General features: G+C 65.8%; 21 protein-coding genes and 1 tRNA gene. 18 read left to right on the top strand and 4 right to left on the bottom strand.

The genetic code is table 11. The annotated features are described in order from the left end of the window. The first annotated feature begins 3 nt into the window (after positions 1–3). The 7 genes from rapZ (at position 4) to ACOGXE_RS02210 (ending at position 6366) form a co-directional block, all read left to right on the top strand. Positions 4–918: an RNase adapter RapZ gene (gene rapZ, locus ACOGXE_RS02240; protein ID WP_419932329.1), complete on the top strand. Its 915-nt coding sequence runs from the start codon at positions 4–6 to the stop codon at positions 916–918. An 89-nt stretch (positions 919–1007) separates the two neighbouring features. Beyond that, entirely contained in the window at positions 1008–2012 is a 1005-nt protein-coding gene (gap, locus tag ACOGXE_RS02235) for a type I glyceraldehyde-3-phosphate dehydrogenase (protein WP_419932328.1), read from the top strand. A 26-nt stretch (positions 2013–2038) separates the two neighbouring features. Beyond that, positions 2039–3217: a phosphoglycerate kinase gene (locus tag ACOGXE_RS02230; protein ID WP_419933467.1), complete on the top strand. Its 1179-nt coding sequence runs from the start codon at positions 2039–2041 to the stop codon at positions 3215–3217. A 20-nt stretch (positions 3218–3237) separates the two neighbouring features. Continuing rightward, positions 3238–4011, top strand: a complete 774-nt coding sequence (tpiA, locus tag ACOGXE_RS02225; RefSeq protein ID WP_419932327.1) for a triose-phosphate isomerase — start codon at positions 3238–3240, stop codon at positions 4009–4011. 85 nt (positions 4012–4096) lie between these two features. Further along, positions 4097–4375, top strand: a complete 279-nt coding sequence (locus ACOGXE_RS02220; RefSeq protein WP_419932326.1) for a hypothetical protein — start codon at positions 4097–4099, stop codon at positions 4373–4375. Then, positions 4375–4764 carry a helix-turn-helix domain-containing protein gene (locus ACOGXE_RS02215; RefSeq protein ID WP_419932325.1) on the top strand — a complete coding sequence of 130 codons (390 nt, stop codon included), beginning with the start codon at positions 4375–4377 and terminating at the stop codon, positions 4762–4764. Before ACOGXE_RS02220 ends, ACOGXE_RS02215 begins: the two co-directional genes overlap by 1 nt. Positions 4765–4770: 6 nt before the next feature. Continuing rightward, positions 4771–6366 carry an AMP-binding protein gene (locus tag ACOGXE_RS02210; RefSeq protein ID WP_419932324.1) on the top strand — a complete coding sequence of 532 codons (1596 nt, stop codon included), beginning with the start codon at positions 4771–4773 and terminating at the stop codon, positions 6364–6366. A gap of 50 nt (positions 6367–6416) precedes the next feature. Here ACOGXE_RS02210 and ACOGXE_RS02205 read toward each other — a convergent pair whose 3' ends face one another. Together ACOGXE_RS02205 and ACOGXE_RS02200 are read right to left on the bottom strand one after the other, a co-directional pair. After that, positions 6417–7634 carry an alpha/beta hydrolase family protein gene (locus ACOGXE_RS02205; RefSeq protein WP_419932323.1) on the bottom strand — a complete coding sequence of 406 codons (1218 nt, stop codon included), beginning with the start codon at positions 7632–7634 and terminating at the stop codon, positions 6417–6419. 39 nt (positions 7635–7673) lie between these two features. Next, positions 7674–8282, bottom strand: a complete 609-nt coding sequence (locus ACOGXE_RS02200; protein ID WP_419932322.1) for a MarR family winged helix-turn-helix transcriptional regulator — start codon at positions 8280–8282, stop codon at positions 7674–7676. 258 nt (positions 8283–8540) lie between these two features. Between ACOGXE_RS02200 and ACOGXE_RS02195 the strand changes: the two genes are divergently transcribed. From ACOGXE_RS02195 to ACOGXE_RS02150, 10 genes are all read left to right on the top strand, one after another. Beyond that, positions 8541–8936 (top strand): poly(R)-hydroxyalkanoic acid synthase subunit PhaE, encoded by a 396-nt coding sequence (locus tag ACOGXE_RS02195; RefSeq protein ID WP_419932321.1) that lies wholly within the window; start codon positions 8541–8543, stop codon positions 8934–8936. Positions 8937–8983: 47 nt separating this feature from the next. After that, the gene (locus ACOGXE_RS02190) at positions 8984–10135 is read left to right on the top strand and encodes an alpha/beta fold hydrolase (protein WP_419932320.1); all 1152 of its coding nucleotides are present in this window, start codon (positions 8984–8986) and stop codon (positions 10133–10135) included. Positions 10136–10145: 10 nt separating this feature from the next. Beyond that, positions 10146–11126 carry a patatin-like phospholipase family protein gene (locus tag ACOGXE_RS02185; RefSeq protein WP_419932319.1) on the top strand — a complete coding sequence of 327 codons (981 nt, stop codon included), beginning with the start codon at positions 10146–10148 and terminating at the stop codon, positions 11124–11126. A 75-nt stretch (positions 11127–11201) separates the two neighbouring features. After that, on the top strand, positions 11202–12788 hold the full coding sequence (locus ACOGXE_RS02180) for a thioredoxin (RefSeq protein ID WP_419932318.1): 1587 nt from the start codon (positions 11202–11204) through the stop codon (positions 12786–12788). Positions 12789–12843: 55 nt separating this feature from the next. Then, positions 12844–13071: a preprotein translocase subunit SecG gene (gene secG / locus ACOGXE_RS02175; RefSeq protein WP_323673339.1), complete on the top strand. Its 228-nt coding sequence runs from the start codon at positions 12844–12846 to the stop codon at positions 13069–13071. A gap of 39 nt (positions 13072–13110) precedes the next feature. Continuing rightward, complete coding sequence (locus tag ACOGXE_RS02170; protein ID WP_419932317.1) at positions 13111–13950, top strand: TIGR03560 family F420-dependent LLM class oxidoreductase; 840 nt, start codon at positions 13111–13113, stop codon at positions 13948–13950. Positions 13951–14030: 80 nt separating this feature from the next. Further along, positions 14031–14114, top strand: a tRNA-Leu gene (locus ACOGXE_RS02165). A gap of 157 nt (positions 14115–14271) precedes the next feature. Then, a complete protein-coding gene (locus ACOGXE_RS02160; RefSeq protein ID WP_419932316.1) occupies positions 14272–15423 on the top strand; it encodes a tyrosine-type recombinase/integrase in 1152 nt (383 codons plus the stop codon). Between the two features lie 675 nt (positions 15424–16098). After that, entirely contained in the window at positions 16099–18693 is a 2595-nt protein-coding gene (locus tag ACOGXE_RS02155; RefSeq protein WP_419932315.1) for an HsdM family class I SAM-dependent methyltransferase, read from the top strand. Between the two features lie 3 nt (positions 18694–18696). Beyond that, positions 18697–19614: a ComEC/Rec2 family competence protein gene (locus ACOGXE_RS02150; protein WP_419932314.1), complete on the top strand. Its 918-nt coding sequence runs from the start codon at positions 18697–18699 to the stop codon at positions 19612–19614. 160 nt (positions 19615–19774) lie between these two features. On the opposite strand, the gene ACOGXE_RS02145 is transcribed toward ACOGXE_RS02150, so the two are convergent. Continuing rightward, on the bottom strand, positions 19775–20098 hold the full coding sequence (locus tag ACOGXE_RS02145) for a hypothetical protein (protein WP_419932313.1): 324 nt from the start codon (positions 20096–20098) through the stop codon (positions 19775–19777). Between ACOGXE_RS02145 and ACOGXE_RS02140 the strand changes: the two genes are divergently transcribed. Next, on the top strand, positions 20097–20231 hold the full coding sequence (locus tag ACOGXE_RS02140) for a hypothetical protein (protein ID WP_419932312.1): 135 nt from the start codon (positions 20097–20099) through the stop codon (positions 20229–20231). The two genes, ACOGXE_RS02145 and ACOGXE_RS02140, sit on opposite strands and share 2 nt — an antisense overlap. Before the next feature lie 789 nt (positions 20232–21020). On the opposite strand, the gene ACOGXE_RS02135 is transcribed toward ACOGXE_RS02140, so the two are convergent. Further along, positions 21021–21740: a dCTP deaminase gene (locus tag ACOGXE_RS02135; RefSeq protein ID WP_419932311.1), complete on the bottom strand. Its 720-nt coding sequence runs from the start codon at positions 21738–21740 to the stop codon at positions 21021–21023. Positions 21741–21810 lie beyond the last annotated feature (70 nt).

The following is a 21810-nucleotide window of genomic DNA, read 5'->3' as shown; positions in this document are numbered from 1 at the left end:
CGCATGGCTGGGGGGCCAGAGTTCGTCATCGTGGCCGGATCATCGGGCGCAGGCCGCTCCACTGCGGCCAATGCGCTCGAGGACGTGGGCTGGTTCGTCATCGACAACCTGCCGCCCCATCTCATCGGCGATGTGGCCGACATGGTGGCTCGCCCCGGCGCTCGCCTGCGGCGTGTGGCATTGGTGGCCGGCACCCGCGAATACCGGGAAGACCTGGTCACGGCGATCACCCAGCTGCGTGAGCGCAATGCCTCGGTGCGGGTCGTGTACCTCGATGCGCCGACAGACGTGCTGGTGCGACGCTATGACGACACCCGGCGCCGCCACCCGCTGCACACCGGCGATCAGCCGGCGGCGGTCCTGGCCGGGCAGCCGTCCAGCGCAGAGCCGGTGGCCGAATCGGTCGTCGACGCCATCGAGCTGGAACGGCAGCTGCTGGCCGATGTCCGTGAAACGGCCGATGTCGTCATCGACACCGGCGCCCTGAATGTCCATGAGCTGCGCGACCGGGTGCGTGACGAATTCGGAGCGCCGGGCGACGAGCCGCAGATGCGAACGGCGGTCATGTCGTTCGGCTACAAGCACGGTGTACCTACCGAGGCTGACCTGGTGTTCGACTGCCGCTTCCTGCCGAACCCGCACTGGGTGCCCGAGCTGAGGCCCTACACCGGGCTCCATCCCGGCGTGCGCGACTGGGTACTGGGACAGCCGGCCACCAGCACCTTCCTCGAGCACCTCATGCCGCTGCTCCAAGCGCTGCTGCCCTCCTATCGCGCCGAAGGCAAGTCGTACCTGACGATCGCGCTGGGCTGCACCGGCGGACGGCACCGCAGCGTGGCCATCGCGGAGCAGGTGACGCACTTGCTCGCCGGCCAGGGCCACGATCTCCACTGTCGCCACCGCGACATCGCCCGCTAGCCGCCGCTGGCCCGCTAGACAGCTAGCGACAGAACGGGCCGGGGCACAGGCAGCTCGCCGGGCTCGCAGAGCGAAGAGGACAGCAGCAGATGAGCGTGCGCGTGGGCGTCAACGGCTTCGGCCGGATCGGGCGCAACTTCTACCGGGCGGCTGACCGCCCCGACTGCGACATCGAGATCGTGGCGGTGAACGATCTCGGCAACACCGCCACCATGGCCCACCTGCTCAAGTACGACTCGGTGCTCGGCAACCTTCCGCACGACATCGCCGCTGCCGACGGCGGCATATCGATCGACGGCGAGATGCTGCCGGTGCTGTCAGAGCGCAACCCGGCCGATCTGCCGTGGGCCGACTACGGCGTCGACGTGGTGGTGGAGTCCACCGGCATCTTCACCTCGCGTGACAAAGCGGCGATGCATCTCGACGCCGGCGCGCCGCTCGTGATCGTCTCGGCTCCGGCATCCGGCGCCGACGCCACGTTCGTGGTGGGCGTCAACGACGCCGACTTCGACCCTGGCGCGCACAAAGTCATCTCGAACGCGAGCTGCACCACCAACTGCTTCGTGCCGATGGTGCAGGTGCTCGACCAGGCCTTCGGTGTCCAGCAGGGCCTCATGACCACCATCCACGCCTACACCGGGGATCAATCGCTGGTCGACGGTCCCCACGGCGACCTGCGCCGGGCCCGTGCGGCGGCCGTGAACATCATTCCGACCTCGACCGGTGCTGCACGAGCGACCGGGCTGGTGCTGCAGGCCATGGACGGCAAGCTGGACGGCACGTCGCTGCGAGTGCCGATACCGGACGGCTCGATCACCGATTTCACGGCAACGCTCGATGCCAGCCCCAGCGTCGACGAGGTGAACGAGGCCTTCGCAGCCGCTGCTGCCAGCGGGCCGCTCGCCGGAGTCCTGGACTACTCGGAGGATCCGCTCGTGAGCAGCGACATCGTGGGCAACCCGGCGAGCTGCGTGTTCGATGCGGGCCTGACCATGGCCATGGGCAGCATGGTCAAGGTGCTCGGCTGGTACGACAACGAGTGGGGCTACTCGAATCGGCTGGTGGACCTGGTGGGCATCGCCTGCAATCGATGAGCCCAGAGACGAACGGCGGCGGCAGCCTGCCGGCGCTTGAGGATCTCGAGCAGCGGCTCGGCGGGCTCGACGGCCGACGCATTTTGGCCCGCTGCGACTTCAATGTGCCGCTGCGCGACACGCCCGACGGCCGGCGCGAGATCAGCGACGACCTGCGCATCCGGGCCGCACTGCCGACTCTGCGCTGGCTGGTCGAACGGGGCGCCGCTGTCACCGCGTGCTCACACCTGGGCCGTCCCGCTGGCGCGATCGACGAGCGCTACTCGCTCGCGCCCGTAGCCGAGCGTCTTGCTGAGCTGGTGCCCGGCGTCGCGTTGGCCGAGAACCTCCGCTTCAGTCCAGGGGAGGCGTCGAACGACCCGGCCTTCGTGGACGCACTCGTCACTGGCGGCCTCGGCATCTCCTTCGGCGGTGCGCCGGTGGGTTCGGCCCCCTTCGACGGCTACGTCAACGACGCCTTCGGTGCCAGCCATCGGGCCCACGCCTCCATCGTGGGGCCGCCGCAGCGCCTGCCGAGCGCGGCGGGCCGCCTGCTGCACCGGGAAGCCGAAGTGCTCGGCGGTCTGCGAGCCGATGCCCAGCGACCGTTCGTGGCTGTGCTGGGCGGAGCCAAGGTCAGCGACAAGCTCGGCGTCGTCGAGGCGCTGCTGTCGGTAGTCGACACGCTGATCGTCGGCGGAGGCATGTGCTTCACGTTCCTCGCCGCACTGGGCCACCCGATCGGCGACTCGCTCTGCGAGCCCGATTTCATCGAGACCTGCGAGCGACTGCTGCAGGCCGATGCTCAGCGAGACAGTGCCAACGTCGTGCTCCCCAACGACATCACGGCACTGGATGCGGGGGGCACGGTGCGCCAGATGGGCCGCAGCCTGCCCGACGGCTGCCGCGGTCTTGACATCGGCCCCGGCTCGGCGGCCGAGTTCGACGACGTGATTGCCACGGCCAGAACGGTCTTCTGGAATGGCCCCATGGGTCTGTTCGAGGATGAGCGATTCGCCGCCGGGACCCGTGCAGTCGCGCAATCGATGGCCGATTCCCGGGCGTTCACCGTCGTCGGCGGCGGCGACAGCGCAGCAGCCGTGGCCCAATTCGGCCTTGCCCCGTACATGGATCACATCTCGACTGGGGGAGGGGCGGGCCTCGAGCTCATCGAGCACGGAGATCTGCCCGGTCTCGCCGCCCTGCGAGACTCACCGCAGCAGTGAGCGAGGCAGGGAGAGCCGCGATGAGCCGAACGCCGCTGATCTCGGGCAACTGGAAGATGCACCTGAATCATCTTGAGGCAATCCAGCTCTGCCAGAAGCTGAGCTACGAGCTGGCTCGCCACCGCTACGACCAGGTCGAGGTGAGCCTGCACCCGCCGTTCGTGGACCTGCGCAGCTGCCAGACGGTCATCGACGCCGACCGGCTCGAATTCAAGCTCGGGGCACAGAACTGCCACGACCAGGGCCAAGGTGCCTACACCGGCGAGATCTCGCCATCCATGCTGGCCAAGCTCGACGTGAGCTACGTCATCGTGGGCCACAGCGAGCGGCGGGCGCTCTTCGGCGAGACCGACGAGTTCATCGCAGTGAAGGCTGCCGCCGTCGCCAAGGCGGGCATGACACCGATCGTCTGCGTCGGAGAGACGCTAGAACAGCGTGAAGCGGGCCGGGCCGAAGAGGTGGTGAGCACTCAGCTTCGGGGCAGTCTCGCCAAGCTCACCAAGGCCCAGCTCGAAACCTCGGTGGTGGCCTACGAGCCGGTCTGGGCCATCGGAACAGGCCGGAACGCCTCCCCTCAGGATGCCCAGGACATGTGCGCCGCAGTCCGCGACGTCGTCGAGGGAATGCGCCGAGGCGCCGGCGCCCAGGTGCGCATCCAGTACGGCGGCAGCGTCAAGCCGGTCAACGCTCCCGAGCTGCTCGACCAGCCCGACATCGACGGCGCCCTCGTGGGGGGAGCCTCCCTGGACGCGGTGCAGTTCGCCCGCATAGTCCAATCGGCGGTGCATTTCTAGGTTGCAAGTTGTTCCCGCAGTGGGTACTATTTCTAACAGTGTCGGTGACCCCCGCCGGCACTTCCCCCTTCCAGGAGCAAGCCACATGGCCGTTCTCGATTCCATCCGCGACATGCAGGACCGCACCCTCGAGCAGATGAAGACTGCTCAGGAGCAGTTCGTGTCGATGAATGAGCGCGTCGCTGAGGCATGGCTGTCCGCCGTGCCGGCAACGTCGAGCCCCTTCGCGGAGTACCTGCCCAAGCCCACCGAGATGATCGACACCTACTTCGGCTTCTGGAGCCAGGTCCACGAGGCCAACAAGGACTGTGCTGCTCGCATCGCCGCAGCGTGGGAGCGGGCCAGCGAGGACGCCCAGGCCTGATGGCCGCTTCCGACCCTGACGCCGCTGACGCGGACGATCAGCGGTCGGCAAACCCGTTCCCCGGCTTCGATCAGCTCGGGGACTTCATCCGGGCCCAGCGCGAGTTGATGGAGTTGAGCCAGCGTCAGCTGGCCAAGATGGCTCACCTGTCGAACCCGTACCTCAGCCAGATCGAACGCGGCCTGCACGAGCCTTCCGTACGGGTGCTCAAGGCGCTGGCGGAAGCCCTCAACGTGCGCGCGGCCACGCTGCTGTCCTACGCCGGCCTGATGGACCGTGAGGACGTACCCACGGTGGTCGAGGCGGTCCAAGCCGATCCGAACCTCACGGACGAGCAGAAGGCGGCGTTGCTGGGCGTGTACCGCAGCTTCGACACCGGCGGCGAGTGACACCCGGTGAGCGGGTCCATGATCGCCGGTGACAGCATGTGGAATGTGGCCTTGCGCATGGGGGCTGCCGATGTGGCGCTCGGCTCGGCGCGCTGGTGGGCCTCAGTGCAGTGGGGTCTCGGCAGCGCTTCGGCGGTCACGGCGGCGGCACTGCGCTTCGGCGGTCGCACGGCGATCGTCGATGATGCCGGCTCGGTCGACTACCGCACGCTCGACCGTGCGGCGTCGAGCGTGGCGGACCGGATGCGAGCTGATTCGACACTGCCCGACGGCGGCCTCGGCGCCGTCGGCATCCTCTGCCGCAACCACCGGTGGTTTGTGACGGCGCTCGTGGCGGCCGAACGCGCCGGTTGCGACACCGTGCTGCTCTCGACAGCGCTGCCGGCGTCGAATCTCGCGGAGGTCTGCGAACGAGACGGCATCGCCGTGATCGTCGCCGATGAGGAATTCGCCGGAGTCGTTGCCCAGTCGGGAACGAAGGCCAGGGTGCTCGTCGCCGACGGGAGCAGCCCGGACGCGATGTCCCGCATCGCAGCGGAAGGCCGGCCGTGCTCGCCTCCCTCGCGACGGCCCAAGCTGGTCTTGCTGACGTCGGGCACGACCGGAGCGCCGAAGAGTGCCGTGCGGACGCTGAAGACGACGCGCGTGGGCGGGGTCGGCATGCTGCGACGCGTCCCGTACCGGCTGGGCGACCGCTACTTCATCGCCTCGCCGCTCTTCCACGCCTGGGGTTTGAGCCAGCTCGTCGTCGGCCTTGCCACTGCCAGCACGCTGGAGATGAGGCGGCAGTTCCAGGCCGCTGAGGTCGGTCAACTGCTCTGCGAGCGGCGCTACGACGCGCTCGTGGTCGTCCCGCTGATGCTGCGCCGCATCCTCGACCTACCGATCGAGCCCGATGCGATGCACCGGCCGCGCATGGTGCTCAGCAGCGGCAACGTCCTGTCCGGCGAGCTCGCCCAGGAGTGGATGGACCGCTTCGGAGACCGCCTGTACAACGTGTACGGCTCCACCGAGACCGCCATCGGGACCATCGCCGATCCCGTCGATCTGCGCGCGGCGCCGGGCACGGTGGGCCGCCCGCCCGATGGGGTGACGCTGACGATCCTCGACGATGACGGCATGCCGGCACCCAACGGCAACGCCGGCTGGGTTCATCTCGCCAGCACGGCCCAGTTCCTCGGCTACACCGACGGGAGCGACGGCGACCGGGCCGGCACGCTGATGTCCACCGGGGACATCGGCCGCCTCGATGCAGACGGCCGGCTTCACATCTCGGGACGTGCCAACGACATGATCGTGACCGGCGGCGAGAACGTCTTCCCTTCCGGCGTGGAAGAGGTGTTGGGACGCCATCCCGGCGTCGAGATAGCCGCCGTTGTCGGCGTCGACGACCCCGAGTTCGGCCAGCGGGTGGCGGCGTTCGTCGTTCCGCGCCCGCGCCGGCGCGTCGACGCCGACCAGCTCCGCGCCTGGGTCGCCGAGAACCTTCCGAGTTTCATGGTGCCGCGCGACATTCACTTCGTGGACGCACTGCCCATGACCACCACCGGCAAGGTGGTGCGACACCGTCTGGCGGTGCTGGGCCAGCCGGAGCGCGTCTAGCCCCTCCGGCCGGAGGCCGGAGCGTCAACCCGGGGCGGGCGGCCGGAACCTCAGCGCGGGGGCGGCGCGGGCACGCGGCCGAAGGTCTCGGCGGCGGCCCGGTCCACGTAGCGGGCAACTTCGCGCTCGAACGGGTAGGACAGATGCGAGCCCTGGTACCAGAGCATGTCGGGCCGATCCCAGTGCTCCCAGAGCGTCTTGACGTTGCCGGGCCGGACCCAGCGGTCGAGCAGCCCGGCGAAGATGTAGCGCCGCTGCGGGGGGACCTTGCACGGAAGCGACAGCGGCGACACCACAGACAGGATCTGCTCGTACGGCTCCCATGACAGCCCCCACTGCTCGTAGAACGGCGGGAGCAGCGGTTCGACCTGCCGGCGGGTGCCGCGAGCCAGGTCGCTTTCGGGGACGCCCGCGATGACCGCTGCCAGGTCGTCCTCCAGCGCCGCAGTCATGGCAGCCATGTAGCCGCCGAGCGAGATGCCCGACACCGCGACGGCAGGCGCCTCGAGCCGGTCGCGCACCCAGCCGATCACCCGGCGGATGTCCCAGGCGCCCTGCGCCACCGTGAACACCGTGTTCATGGCGCCGGCGTGGATGACCCGCGAACCGCTGACGCCGATGGCCCGGGGGCCGTGCAGCGGGAGCACCACGGCGATCACGTTGAGGCCCCAACGCCGGTGCAGGCGGTGCGCGTACAGCATCCACATGTCCATCTCGGGCTCGCCGGTGCGGTAGCCGTTGACGGCCACGACCCAGGGCCGGGGCCGATCGGGGTGCTGCAGCATCCACGCATGGGTGGTGCGCACCGGCCGGTAGCTCATCCAGCGGTCGCGCCCCGGCTCGCCGGGCCACGGCTCGAACTCGCTCGCGAAGCGGACGTGCCAGAAATCGGCATCGCCCGCAGAGGTAGCGCTGATCTGCACCCCGCTGTCGAGCGGCGGGGGAGTGCGGTGGTAGGCGGCCGGATCGTCGAGCCATCCGCATTCGGCATACAGGCTGCGGGCCTCAGCCAGCTCAGAGCGAAGCCGCTGGCGGAACGGCCCGTCGGGGATCCTCATGCGAGCGGACGCCAGCTCCAGCTGGATCGACCATTCGTCGATCATCCACTTCCACGCAGCCGCAGGCGTCTGGCGTACCGCAGGCAGGTCGTTCTCGTTGTGCCCGCGGATCCACTCGGCCACTGAGCCTGCTGCTCGGCAGCCGGCGCGCAGCGGCGACGCCGTACCTCGCGAGGCCGTGCTGCGGCTCGTCGGAGCGTCGGCGGTCATCGGCGGTCGGACATCCCTCTGTGATCGCTGGAACTCGCTCTACAGCGCCCGGGCATCGAGACGGGCGAGTGCGGCATCGGTCGACACCAGCATGCGCTCCAGCAAGTCTGCAAGAAGTTCGCGCTCGCTGGTGTCGAAGACGGTGAAGATCTCCTCGTAGATGCGGTAGGCACGGTCGACGAAGTACTGGTGGCGGGCCGCGCCGAGATCGGTCAGCTCGACCAGTACCTCCCGGTGGTCGCGGTCGGCCCGTCGCTTGAAGACGAGACCGTCGGTCTCGAGCCGGACGACTGCGCGTGTGACCGTGCTGGGTTCGACGTCCATGATGTCGGCGAGCGCCCGGATGGAGACAGGGCCCTGCCCCGCTACCGCATCGAGCGCTCGGAACTGACCGGGTTCGATCGACTGGGACCCGCCCCCGAGCACGTGCCGGCGCAGCCGTTCGACGGTCGGCCCCAGCCGCGCGGCGCGCCACAGGGCAGCGACTTTGTGATCGAGATCCCATTCGTCGCCCCAGTCGGCGGACTCGGGCGCCCAGGATTGCTGCGCGTCACGAACTCGTGGCAGCCCGAGGGTGCGACGAGTGCCGCTGCCCGTGGACTGCGCTGGGCCTCCGGCGCCCTGCTGGTCCGTATCGATCAAGTTCATCGGCTGTCTTCATAATCTAGCCGATCCGCTGCCTGCCCGCCAGCAGATCATTGCAGCGTGTCACACAATTTCCAGAAGCGAAATGCTCTTGTGACCTCGTCGCAATCTAGATATAGTTGCATAACGTCATGCAATTGATGGGCGACGAAGTCGGTCCCATCAGTTCATTCATTCGTTCCGGCAGGTGTCGAGCACGCCGCCGGCATTCGTGACAGCACACCGGACCCCCCCCCCCCCTGTATTCCGGAGGAACCAGACATGGCCAAGCAATGGCGTGAGATCTACGACGAGTGGGAGAAGGCCGTAGCGCCTGGTCTCCAGCAGTTCACCGCCTCGGACGGCTTCCGCGACTTCATGGCCGCCAGCGCCAAGGTCACCAGTGCCTTCACGGCTGAGTTCGAGCGTGCCAGCCGGCGTTGGCTGCACTTCTGGAACCTGCCCGCCGCCACCGATGTGCGCAAGCTGCGCCAGCAGGTCGCAGCGGTCGACCGTGAGCTGAAGGGTCTCAAGAACCTCGTGTTCGAGGTGGCTGCCGCTGCTCCCGGCGATGCGCCGCCGGCGACGAACGGCGCCGCACAGCCGATGTCGAGCAAGCCCTCAGCCAAGAAGGCGACGGCCAAGAAGGCTCCTGCCAAAACGGCATCGACTGCCTGAGCCAGCCGGCGACCCGTATCACCCCTCATCATCCTGAAGGAACACCAATGCCCCCGACCACCCTGACCAAGCCCGTGTCCCGCAACGGTGCCACGGGCGCCTCGCCGCAGACCGATGCCGCTGCATTCAACCCGTTCACCGGTTTTGTCCCGTTTGCCGAGATGTGGGAGACCGGCATGCGGCGCTGGTGGAACCTGACCCGTCATGTCATGGGCATCGACCGTGCCCCGGTCGGCCAGACTCCCCGTGACGCCGTGTGGAGCAACGGCAAGGCCGTGCTCTACCGCTACCGAAGCGAGAACCCGACCGTTCGCCCGCCGCTCCTGCTGGTGATGAGCCTGGTCAGCCGATCGTTCATCTTGGACCTGCAGCCGGGCAACAGCTTCATCGAACGGCTCGTCGCCGAGGGCTTCGATGTCTTCCTCCTCGACTGGGGCGTGCCCGACGAGGAGGAGGCCAACAACACGCTCGAGACGTACTGCGACGAGCTGCTGCCCCAGGCAGTGGCCAAGGTGAACCAGATGGGCGGCGAGGTCGGCATCACCGTGTTCGGCTATTGCTACGGAGGCCTGCTGACGCTGCTGTACGCGGCCGGCCACCCAGACGATCCCATCCGCAACATCGTGGTGATGGCCACCCCGGTCGACTTTGCCAAGATGCCGACGGTCATGACCGGTGTGGGCAAGGGCGGCATCGATCCGGAGCACCTGATGGATCACACCGGCAACGTGCCCGCCGAGGCCGTGCGGGCCTCGTTCACGCTGCTGACGCCCACTTCAGACCTCAGCACGGTCATGGACTTCTGGGAGCACCTCGACGACGACAAGTTCCTGAGCTCGTACCAGGCGATGACGTCGTGGACCCGCAGCCATATCCCGTTCCCGGGCGCCACGATGATCCAGACCGCCGAGATGTTCATCGAGGGGAACGGATTCGTGACCGGCGATCTGGTGCTCGGCGGCCGCAAGCTGGATCTTGCCGACATCACGGCGCCGTTCCTGAACGTGATCGCCGAGCGCGATCACATCGTGCCGCCTGAGTCCACCTACGGCCTCGACGAGATGGTCGGCTCCGACGATGCCACCGAGATGCGGCTGCCCGCCGGCCACGTCGGGCTCATCGTGGGCAACGGCGCCCGCAAGCGCTCGATCCCGTCGATGATCGGCTGGATGCTCGAGCACAGCGACGTCGAGGCCTAGAGGCGCAGCCGTGGCCCCCCGCAGCGTTGCGCTGGTGATGGGCTCCGGCGGCATCGTCGGCGGGGCCTTCCATGCCGGTGTGCTCAAAGCGCTGGAGGACGCGTGGGGGATCGACGCCCGAGAAGTCGACCTGATCGTCGGTACGTCCGCGGGCTCGATCTCTGGCGCGCTGGTTTCCGCGGGGCTCAGCCCCAGCGACCTCTTCCGCCGCGAGACGCGACAGCCCCTCAGCTCTGACGGCGAGCGCCTGCTCGGCGCCGCACGGGCACGGCGGGGCCCGAAGCGCCAGGCCACCGCCAGCTTCGGGGCGCCGATGGCACCGCACATCTGGATGCTGGCGGCGATGATGCCGGGCCGCGTGGCACCGGGTACGGCACTGGCCTCGCTGCTGCCCCGCGGCAGGGTGCCGACAGCGCACGTGGCTGACATGGTGCGCGGGCTGTTCGACGGGGAGTGGCCCACCCGGGTGGAACTGCGTGTGCCGGTGGTGGAGCTGGACGCGGGCGAACGGGTGGTCTTCGACGCCGACGGCCCGGCGACGCCCGCACAGGCAGTCGCAGCGTCGTGCGCCGTGCCGGCCGTGTTCGAACCTGTCGAGATCGACGGCACCGCGTACATCGACGCGGGCGTGCACTCGTCGGACAACCTCGATGTGCTTCGGGGAGAGTCCTACGACTTGGTCGTGGTGAGCTCCCCGATGGGCATCGCCGAGCTGCCCTCGGCAGCGCAGCCGTGGGAGATGCCAATTGCTGCAGCCATGGACTCCGGCGCGATGACGCTGGGCTGGAGCGCGTTGCGCGTCGCCAGCCGGATAACCACCGAATGCGAACGACTGAGCCTGACAGAGTGCGAGCGTGTGGAAGTCGTGATGCCGGCATCGGCCGACCTCGATGCGATGGGAAGCAACCTGCTGGACCCACGACGCCGACCGGCGGTAGCGCTGCAGGCATACGCCACGGCGAGCGAGCAGTTCACCGCCCATCCCCTGTAGCCAGCCAGCCCTGCGTTGGCGCCGGCTGCGCAGGCCGAGAGGCCGCATCGAGGGTCTCAGATCTAGAGTCTCAGCGTGCCTGCTGAAGAACCGACCGCTGCCGCTGAGCGGCCTCCCCTCGTCGATGGCCTCGTGGCCTTCGTGAAACGCGACTGCCCGACCTGCCGCGACGTCGAGCCAGTGCTGGCCGAGCTCGCCGACCACGCAGTGCGCAGCGGGACGCGCCTGACCGTGTTCACGCAGGACGATCCCGAGTTCATGGCCGGGCTCGGCGGGCAGTGTGCTGAGGTCACCCATGACCACGACCTGGCCGTGTCCTGGCATCACGACATCGAAACGGTGCCGACGCTCATGGCAGTGATGGACGGCCGTGAGATGGCCCGCACGGTGGGGTGGGACCGTCGCAGCTGGGAAGCGCTGAGCGGAGCCGACGCTCTCGGATCAGAGCTGCCGGACATGCGGCCGGGCTGCGGCTCGATGTCGGTGGACCCACTGCTCGCCGATGAGCTGGCACTGCGCTTCGGCGCGACGTCGTTCGCGAGCCGCAAGGTGGAGCTGGCATCGGCGGAGGACCCCATCGAGGCCGGATACGACCGCGGCTGGTCCGACGGGCTGCCAGTGGTGCCGCCGACCGAAGTGCGAGTGGCCGCCATGCTGGCGGGAACCACCCGGGCGCCCGGCGAAGTGGTCGCGGTGGTGCCGCCCGCCTTGGTCGAGTGCACGGTCGAGAAGGTGGCGGTCAATGCCGTCATGGCGGGCTGCAAGCCCGAGTACCTGCCGGTGGTACTGGCCGCCGTCGAGGCGGCATGCACCGACACGTTCAACATGCACGGGCTGCTGTGCACGCTGTGGTTCTCGGGGCCGATCGTGATCGTGAACGGCCCCATCCGCCGACGCATCGGCATGAACACCGACAAGAACTCGCTCGGGCAGGGCAACCGTGCCAACTCCACCATCGGGCGTGCCCTGCAGTTGGTGATCCGCAATGTCGGCGGCGGCAAACCGGGCATCGGCGGCATCGACCGCTCGGCGCTGGGGTCGCCCTCGAAAGTGGGCTGGTGCTTCGCCGAGGACGAGGAAGGGCTGCCCGACGGCTGGCCGCCGCTGTCAGTCGCCCGCGGCTTCGAGCCCGGCCAGGACACGGTCACGCTGTTCGCCGGGCACGGCCCGATCGGCTGCATCGACCAGGTGTCCCGGACGCCTGATTCGTTGATCCGCACGATCGCCCAGCAGCTGATGTGCGTGGGCAATCGCAAGCTGCCCACCGAGGCGATGCTGGTGATGACACCCGAGCACATGTCGACGTTCGCGGACTCGGGCTGGACGCGGGAGCGCTTCTACGAAGAACTCGAGCCGCTGTTGCAGATGGACCTGGACTTCGCAGTCAGCGGCGCTGGCGGCATGTCCGAGGGCCTGCCCGAGGGCTTCGTGCGACAGCTTCTGGGCGCCGAGGTTGCCGGAAACCAGAGCGGCTCGGTCGACGGCGGGCACGTGTTCGGCTCGGCCGAAGGCGCCGCCAGCGGCGGCCTGCGCAAACTGCCGCCGTGGTCGCCCATGGTGGTGCGCGCCGGCGGGGGAGCGGGCGGTTTCAGCGCCATCATCGAAGGCTGGGTGCCGGGCGCCAAGGGCAGCACCCCCATAACTCACCTGATACGCCCATAGACGGGCCTTCCCGACTCGGGGCCGCCGACAGGTGCCGGTAGCCTCAGACGCCGTGATGACGTGGATTGTCGGCGGGATTCACCTGCTGTCCGCCTTCGGGCTGATCGGCCTGGTGCTGCTGCACAGCGGCCGCGGCGGCGGCGTGTCCGACATGTTCGGCGGCACCGTGGGATCCACGGCGGCGGGCTCGACGGTCGCCGAGAAGAACCTCAGCCGCATCACGGTGGTGGTGGCCGTCTCATTCGGCTTCACCACGCTGATACTCGGTTTGCTGCTCGCCTGACGGCCTGGGCTTGCTGCTCGCCTGCGACAAGGAGCCCCCATGGGACGTCACGCCATCAAGACACCGCCGCACCACGCCACATGGCCGGAGTACTTGGCGATCTGGCAGGCCGCCGACGAGATCGAGGTATTCGAGTCGGCGTGGAACTGGGACCACTTCTATCCCTTGGCCCCGCCCTATGACGGTCCCAACCTGGAGGGCTGGACGATGCTGGCGGGCTTGGCGCAGGCCACCACCCGGATCCGTCTCGGCGCGATGGTCAACGGCATGCATCACCGCCACCCAGCAGTGACCGCCAACATGGCGGCCACGCTCGACCACATCTCGAACGGTCGCTTCGAGCTGGGCATGGGCGCCGGCTGGAACTTCATGGAGAGCGACGCGTACGGCATCGAGCTGGGGCCGCTGCGGGACCGCTCGGATCGGCTGGAGGAGGGCATGGAGGTGATCGTCAAGCTGCTGACCGAGACGACGACCACCCACAAGGGACGCTTCTTCGAGCTCACCGATGCCTGGTGCGAGCCCAAGCCGATCCAGGAGCGCATCCCGATCGTGATCGGCGGCCAGGGCCGGGCGCGGACGCTGCGAACGGCGGCCATGTACGCCGACCAGTGGGACATGACGTTCCCGCCCGATGTCGCTGCGTGGCGGGAGCTGGACGACGTCTTGCGGGCCCACTGCGAGCGAGTCGGACGTGACGAGGCTGAGATCGACCGGTCGATCCACCTCGGCTTCGAGGCCGACGGCGATATCGACAAGGCAGTTGCGGGCGCGCAGGATTTCTTCGACGCCGGCGTCGACATTGTCGTGTGGTCGTGGCGCGGCGAGCTGAACCCGGTGAGTCTCGATGCGCTCGCGACAGCTATTGACGAGGCCTGAACCCCGCCGATGATTCCGGGGCGCAGCGCTATGCTGACGCGCCCCGAAATGGCTGCGCAGCCAGCGGTTTCGGGCCTTCAGTCGGAGTGGCGGAATTGGCAGACGCGCTAGATTAAGGATCTAGTGCCCGAAAGGGTGTGGGGGTTCAAGTCCCCCCTCCGACACCCGGGAACCATGTCAGGGATTCCCAGGAGTTCCCAAAGGCACTGGTCAGAGGCAGTTTCTTGAGATTGCGGCCTCTCGGCAGTTCCCCCCTGTTACAGTCAGTTCCCACCTGAAGGGGGAACGGTTCCCCCCTCAGCAGGCGCCAAGGCGGAGCACATGGGGAATCTGTCGGCCAAGACCGTCGAGCACGCCCCGCGCGGCAAGCATTCGGACGGTGACGGGCTGAGCTTGGTGGTCAAGCCGAGCGGAGCGCGGAGCTGGGTCGTGCGCGTGAGCGTAAATGGCCGCAAGCGCGACATCGGAATCGGGCCCTGGCCGGCGGTCGGACTCGCGGGGGCGAGACAGCGACGAGACGAGATCAAGGCCGACGCGAAGGTGGGCAGGGATCCGACCACTCAGCGCTCCGACGTGCCGACTTTCGGACAGGCTGCTGAGCGGGTCTGCGACATGATGCGGCCGACTTGGCGGGATCCGCGCCACGGCGACATTTGGCTCGGAAGACTCCGAAGGCACGCCGCCCCGCTCTGGCACATTCGCGCCGATCGGATCACCCGGTCCGACGTACTGGCCGTGTTGCATCCCATCTGGCACTCCAAGCCCGAGATTGCGCGAAGGATCCGTCAAGGCATCCGCAAGGTGCTCGGTTGGGTCATGGCTCATCACGAGCACATCGTCGCCAACGCAGCGGGGGAGGGAATCGATGCGGCGCTCCCTCGCACCCCAAAGGTCGCGAATCACCAACGGGCCATCCACTACGACGATGTGCCTGACGCCATGCGGCGCATCGAGCACTCCGAAGCCTCGCCCGCGTCGAAACTGTGCCTGCAGTTCCTGATCCTCACTGGCGTGCGCAGCGGCGAGTCTCGGGGCGCGCAGTGGCCCGAGGTCGACTTCGACGGCGCCATTTGGACGATCCCCGCGGTCCGCATGAAAGGCGGCAACGTCGAGCATCGAGTTCCGCTCTCCAAGCAAGCCCTCGACGTGTTGACCGAGGCCCGTGAGCTCGACGACGGCTCCGGTCTGATCTTCCCCAGTCCGCTCCGGCACGGCCACGAATTGAGCTGGCAAGCGCTCCTAAAAGTGCTCCGTACGAATGGCGTCGACTCAACCGCTCACGGGTTCCGAAGTTCACTACGGCAATGGCTCCTCGAGTGCTCAGGCGCATCGTGGGCGGTGGCAGAAGCGTGCTTGGCGCACACACTCGGCAACAGCGTTGAGCGTGCCTACGTCCGGCAGGCGGACCTGTTCGACCAACGCCGCCAGGTCATGTCCGACTGGGCCAACTTCGCCGTCTCGTCGCTACGTTGAGAGCCGTCGCCGAACAGTCACTCGACGAACCGAAGAGAGCGGATGTCTCATTGGAACGCCTGCAGACCACTACGCGAGCTGACGTACATGCTGCGGTCAAGCGACGGCGACATCGGCGCGGCCGTCGACACAGCTGCGCATCGGCTGTCATATTGCGCGAGGTTGCGCGCGTGATGCAGGTGGGCCGGCGACGGCCGTGTGGCGTCGGTGGCTGCCTCTGGTACTGGCGGTCGTCTACACATTGTCCAAGGCAATCCGGGTGCCTGTAGTCACGACGACGTGTGTGTTGTGTCCGTTGCGCGGGAAGTGGCCGACGCGAATCACCGACCGGGACGGTCGCCCGCCGCTCTTCGTAGCGCCGATCCGTGGATCTGCCGTCCGCGTAGTCGGCGACATCGTGGCGTGGGCTTCCAGCCACGATGGCACCAATAGCACAAGGCGCGCCGCGGAACTCTTGGCTTAATTTTGCCTTGGCAAAATCCAGCGGTCGCCGGTGCATCAAGCATTACAGTGATGTGCATCGCCGTTGAAACTCCCATCGCTCTTCTCTGGCAGGCACCGCTAGCGTGTGTCACGGCCACGTTGTAGGCACGGGCCCAAGCATGGTGAGCGGTCGTCACTGCACCGCGAGGTCCGCTGGGGCGTCGGCTCAGCGGCCAACCTGCCTGGCTTGCAGTGGCTGACGCGCTAGTTCTGGACCGCGCTCGCGGCTTTCTTGAGGCCGTGGGCTACACCGGTGACCTACTGCAGGGCAACTATCCCGTGTGGATCCCAGGTTCGCGAGACGTCGAGATAGCGGAGCTTGTTGCGTTCGCAAGAAGTGCACCGAAGGACATGACGACGGCGCTAGTTGTTGTAGATATTGAGGACCCCGCACGGGCACTTCGCGTCGCGCTGGCTCTCGGTGCGCCATTCATCGTGCGGCCGCAAGGCGACCGCTTCGATTTGCGAGTCGCCGATCCCGAAGCCGCCGGAGCGCCCACCGAGTGGCGCATCGTTGATCAAGAAGCAGCCTCGGAGTTAAAGCCGTTACTGCAGCCCGAAGCAGCCACCAAGATCAAGGCGGGCTTGCGTCAGCTGCCATTATTTGAGTTACCGGTAAATTTCCTGGCAGCTGCGAGATCTGACAGCACTAAGAACCTGGGTGAGATTGTAGGAGACGCCCTCAGTTGGACTGCTCAGGCGCTCGCTCATTCGGGCGAGCGCAGGCGTAAGGCAACGCGTCGAGACCGACGTGACGCTGCACGCCTGGTAGTCGGGTCGCTTACGGCGCTTGTTTCGAGAGATGCCGTTCCTTCCGAGTTCGCGGGGTACCCAAACGTGCGTCATGATGCACTTGACGTTATCGAGCACGCGGCGGAGAGGTACCCCGATACATTTTCGTGGTTGAGATATGCGCCACCTAGCGAGCTGAATGTCCTCGCAGAACTAACACATGAGTTAGGGCTTGGCATCAATTACCGCAGTATGGATCCGCTCGTTCTGTGCCATGTCTATGAGCAGTCTCTTGTTGACACAGCCGAGCGACGCCGTTTAGGCATCCACTACACTCCGTCGGACTTAGCTACTCGCATGGTAGCTGAGCTACCGATCGAGCTAATTGATCCTGAAGATCGTTATGTGCTTGATCCGGCATGTGGCTCAGGATCGCTTCTAATCGCTGCTCACGAGCGTTTACGCCAACTGCAACCGCCAGACCGTACCCTCGAGGAGTGCCATCGAGATCTTCAACAACGTTTGCGTGGCTACGATATTGACCCATTTGCCGCCGAGCTCGCGCGGCTGGCGCTGCTTCTCAAATCGCAACCTGCAGGGAATGGATGGCGCATTGAGGCGACCGATACTCTAGCGATCTCGGATCTGCAAATGCGCCCACGAATCATCGTCATGAACCCGCCATGGAAGTTAGAGCGTAAAGGCAAACGACGACAACGAGCAGATCAGTTCATGAGATGGGCGGCCGATGTCTTGGTTCCGGGTGGCCTGCTAGGTGCCATCGTCCCAACATCTTGGCTGTCGGCCCGCAATAGTGCTGGTACTCGACAGCTCCTTGAGACCAATTTTGAAGTCTTTGACATTTGGAGATTGCCCCAGAACACATTCAAAACATCTCAGCAATCGCCATCGGTCATCTTGGCGCGCAAAGGCCGCAGTGCGTCCATTCCTGGATTTCGGGTCGTCAAACACGTTAAATCCAGCGAGCGCAGCACATTTCTGGCCGGATCCCCTCCTCAGGCCAACTTCTTAATCGGCCCTACCTCAATGCCATTGAGAGTGGGCATATCGCCGATGGAGTTCGGAGCAATGTCGAGTCCTCTCGGCGACATGGCATTGGTCGTCACGGGCCAGCAGCGGCTCGCAGGAGCGGAGGATCGAGGCGTTGGAATCCACTATCTTCCGAACTTCGAGAACACCGATCCGTACTCGCGAGTGTCCATAGAGGGACTTTGGCGCCTTAGATTCCCTCAGGACTTTCAGAACGCCCGCGGTAAGTCGATCTTGGGCCGCAAGAAGGTGCTAGTTTCTGCGGCTGGGGACCCAGGAACCCCGTGGAGACTTAAAGTAGCACTGGATCTTGACGGCATCGGATGCTCTAACGGTATGCGCGGCATCGCTCCGCTAGATCAATCGAACTCGGAAATCCTCTACGCGCTTATTGCGATCTTGGGCTCCGGTTTTGCAAATGCATATGCCGCGCAGTTTGGAAGCGATAGGAATATTCCGGCAGCGGTCATAAAATCGTTCCCAGTTCCAACTGATTACTTTGCGCTTGAGCGACTCGCTAGGCTTGGTAAAGCGGCAGTTGATGCTGCGACTAGTCCAGCCGCGCGACCCAACGAGCTCCATCGCTTACTCGATGAGATAGAGGTAGAAGTGTGGAGCACATATGACGTTGACGAACGCTGCATGGCTAGAGCACAGCGACTACTCGCCGATCATCTGGCTCCAGAGGGGCGAATCCGGTACACTTCGACGCCGATTCCTGACGCTTCAGAGAGTTCTATGATGTGGCGGGTAGGAGCAGTGCACGATGTTGATGGACCCGATGTCCGGATCTGGATCAACGGAGTCACACCGCTTGATGGTGTTTCAGTAGAACTACCACATCGAATGCCTGGATGGCTGATAAGGCCCGGCACAACCTTTGAAGCACGACACATCGAGGCTCCTGAAGATATCGAGTGCGCCGAATTCAAGTTTCAATCTATGTCGTGGCAAACAGATCCATTTGAGGATCTGCCAACAACGACTGAGAGAAATCAGGCCTAGTCGATGTCGGCGTCGGTGATGGTGGTTGATGTTGGACAAGGTGACTGCACGGTTGCGGTCGATACTGCCACTGGCCATGCCCTGATCGTCGACTGTAACATCGGTTGCTATGAGCAGGCAATCATAGCACTCGGACAGTTGGGTTTCACAGAAGTGCGTGCCGCAGTTGTGACCCACTCCCATATGGACCATTTTGGCGGGATGATTGAAGTTCTGACCTCGTTGGAAGAGCGGTTTACGGGTGTCCTGTACCTCAATCACGACACCATGATTGCGAATCCCGGAACCGTTGAGAGCCGCACCGGATTAAAGGGCCTACTTAAGCGAGCTTTGGTGTACGGCGATCGCGTTAGCAGAGCCCACGCGGATATCGGGCGCCAACAACTCGGAGACACAACTTCCTGGACATTGCTGGCGCCGACATATCCGCAACTCTTGCGCGCGGTCGCGGCGGGGCAACCCAACGCGGGCAGCGGGATAGTCCTGATCGAGTCCGAAGGCAGGAGCGCGATCATTGGTGGAGATGCTCAGATCAGTGCTTGGCGGGAAGCCATACGAATGATGCCCTCCCGATCGATTGTCCGCTGGCCCCACCACGGTGGAAAGATCGGCTCGGTCGTCTCAGCCGATGCTCACGGCGAACTGTTTCAATTGCTCGACCCGGCTGCGGTTCTTGTCAGCGTCGGTGCCAACAACAATCACGGGCATCCGAGTCCGGAATTCTTCCGCGCCGCCCAATCGCACAACAGCCAACTCCTATGTACCCAGGTGACTGCGCAATGTACCGGGGGGACGCCGGGAGGAGTATGCGCTGGCTCGATCCGTGTCGATCTCGCCGGCAGTCGACCACCTCACCCGACACCGTCAGAGCCAAACCACAGTGCATTCGTGCAGCAATTGCCAAATGCACATTGCGTTTAGGCGTCGTCGTTCGCAAGGGCCCGCACTAGCCGATGCGGCACGGCCCTCAGGGCGCGCTTGCTGTCGTGGAGATGGAGGCTGGTAGCAGGGTGATGGGTTGAGCTTCTTGCGCGAGCGTGGTGCTTGCGGGAACAAGCACGCCGCCAGGAGTCTCGAAGTCTCACTCCAATGCTCGCTCGACGCCCGCCGGGCGACGGATGCTGATGGAGTGGATCGAGGCCAGCACCACCCCGGCGGAGGTGGCTCGCCAGATGGGTGTGTCCCATGGCACGGTGGCGAAGTGGAGGCGCTGGTAAGGGGTCGAGATCGTGGCGCGGTTGCTTGAGCAGTGCAACCGGCCGTATTGCTCCCCGATGCACACTGATCTCAAGGGCGAGGAGCGGGCTTGTCGGCTGGGGCGCTCGGCCAGGCGAGGTCCTGCGCAGGTGACGGCGTGCACCGGTGTGCCCTCCCCTTGACGGTGTGGCAGGTGCGTAAGTGTCATGGGCCATGAACCTGCCAAGCTGGATGGATCGCCCACCGGACGGCTGATCCGTCGCTACGAGCGCACCGCGCCAGGCGAGCCGATCTATCTGGACGCGAGGGAGGTCGGCAGACTCTCGCTCGGCGGGAGCTGATGGGTCCACGGCGGAGGATCACCCAAGGCCAAACGTCGCTGCGAGCGACGCGACTACACCTACCTGAACGTCGCTCCCGACGACTACTCCCAGGTCGCTTACGTCGAGGCGGCTCGACAACGAATGGGCCGACACCTTGCGCTGGTTCTGGCGGCGGGCCCAGGACTGGTCCTGATTCAACGACCTCGCTGACGACGAAATCCTCAGCGACAGCGGCCCCAACTTCCGCTCGGACAAGTTCGCCGAGCTGCTCGCCGAAAGGCGAAACACCAACCGCCGCGCCGAGCCGTATCGGCTACAGGACAACGGAATGGCCAAGCGGTTCAAACGCACATTCGCTGACGAGCTCCTCCACGCTCGCAGATTCCGCTCAGTGACCGACCGCAGGGTCCGTTTGCAGCGCGGGGCGCACAACGAGAACTGCCACCGACAACGTCACCGAGCCGCCGCCTGACTCCCACAATCCCGGTGCAACAACAGGGGTCCAGGCCACCCTTGGCCCGAATCTGGGACCCCTGTCAGCGTCGTCGCCCCTCAGGTTCATATGGGGTTGCCGGCAAATGGCGAGCCTCGGACGGGACTCCGTCTTTTCTCAGGCACAAGTAGGACTACAGCAACTCAACTGCGGTGCGCGCGAGAAGACGAAGGACCGTGCTCACCGCTTGCCGACGCCGTCGATCCGAGGGTTGGCGCTTGTGTTCCTGCCTTGTCGAGGGTGTCTAGGTTTCATTGCTGCATCATCGTGGTGCCACGACGCGGGTTCTCAGTCGGCTGTGATCTCGTGGGGTGCTAGGGCGGGAGGTGCGAGTCCGGTCCAGCAGGCATGGATGGAGATTCTGAGGATGACGACGCGGCTGAATCGTCGCATGACGCAAGCGTGCCGAAGCCGAACGTGGCAAACCCGCCAAAGACAGCGGCAAGCGCCAATCTTCCCAGCTGATGGCGCCAGCTAATGGTTCTCTCCAGCCTCAGAACGCGGTCGGCGAGCACTTGGGGGGTGTGCACATCTCCCAACATGTCCTTCGTATCTCTGTCGCTAAACGCGCGGCGTCCTCCGTCTCCGGTGTAGGGATCCCGTGTGGCCTTGTCCAAGGCAGCGAACCAGATCAAGAATGTGGGCGTACCGCGTGAGATGACGACGGGCGACGGTCCTGCGTTGTAGACGGAGAAGCGGAGTCGGCCCTTAAAGCCAGGATCGACGTGAAATCCCGATACGTTCACCAGTCCGAGGGACTTGACGCGCGACTTCATCGAAATCAGGCCGAGAGTGTCTTTGGGGACGCGCACGACTTCCTCAGTCATGAGCTGGGCAAAGTGACCTGCTGGAATCTGGAGCTGCTCGCCGACTTCGAGATCCCTGAGGACCCTCTTGTCGCCGGTGACCAGCGCTTGCGGTCCCATCGTCAGCTCATAGGCGCAGTGCTTGACAAGCTTGGGGCTAAACGGGTCCACCAGTCGGTCGGCGCGGATGCGGTCGAGGATTGTCTCAGACGACCAAAAGCCGCTCATGCAGTTACCCCTGAGTTTTTCGCAGCGTCAATGCTCGCGAGCCTCTGCGCCCCACCGTCGATCCGCTGTC

This window comes from Candidatus Poriferisodalis sp. (assembly GCF_965208555.1).
Taxonomy (GTDB): Bacteria; Actinomycetota; Acidimicrobiia; order Acidimicrobiales; family Poriferisodalaceae; genus Poriferisodalis.
Note: the sequence above shows the minus strand (reverse complement) of the source record. Positions and strands in the feature narration are given on the sequence as shown.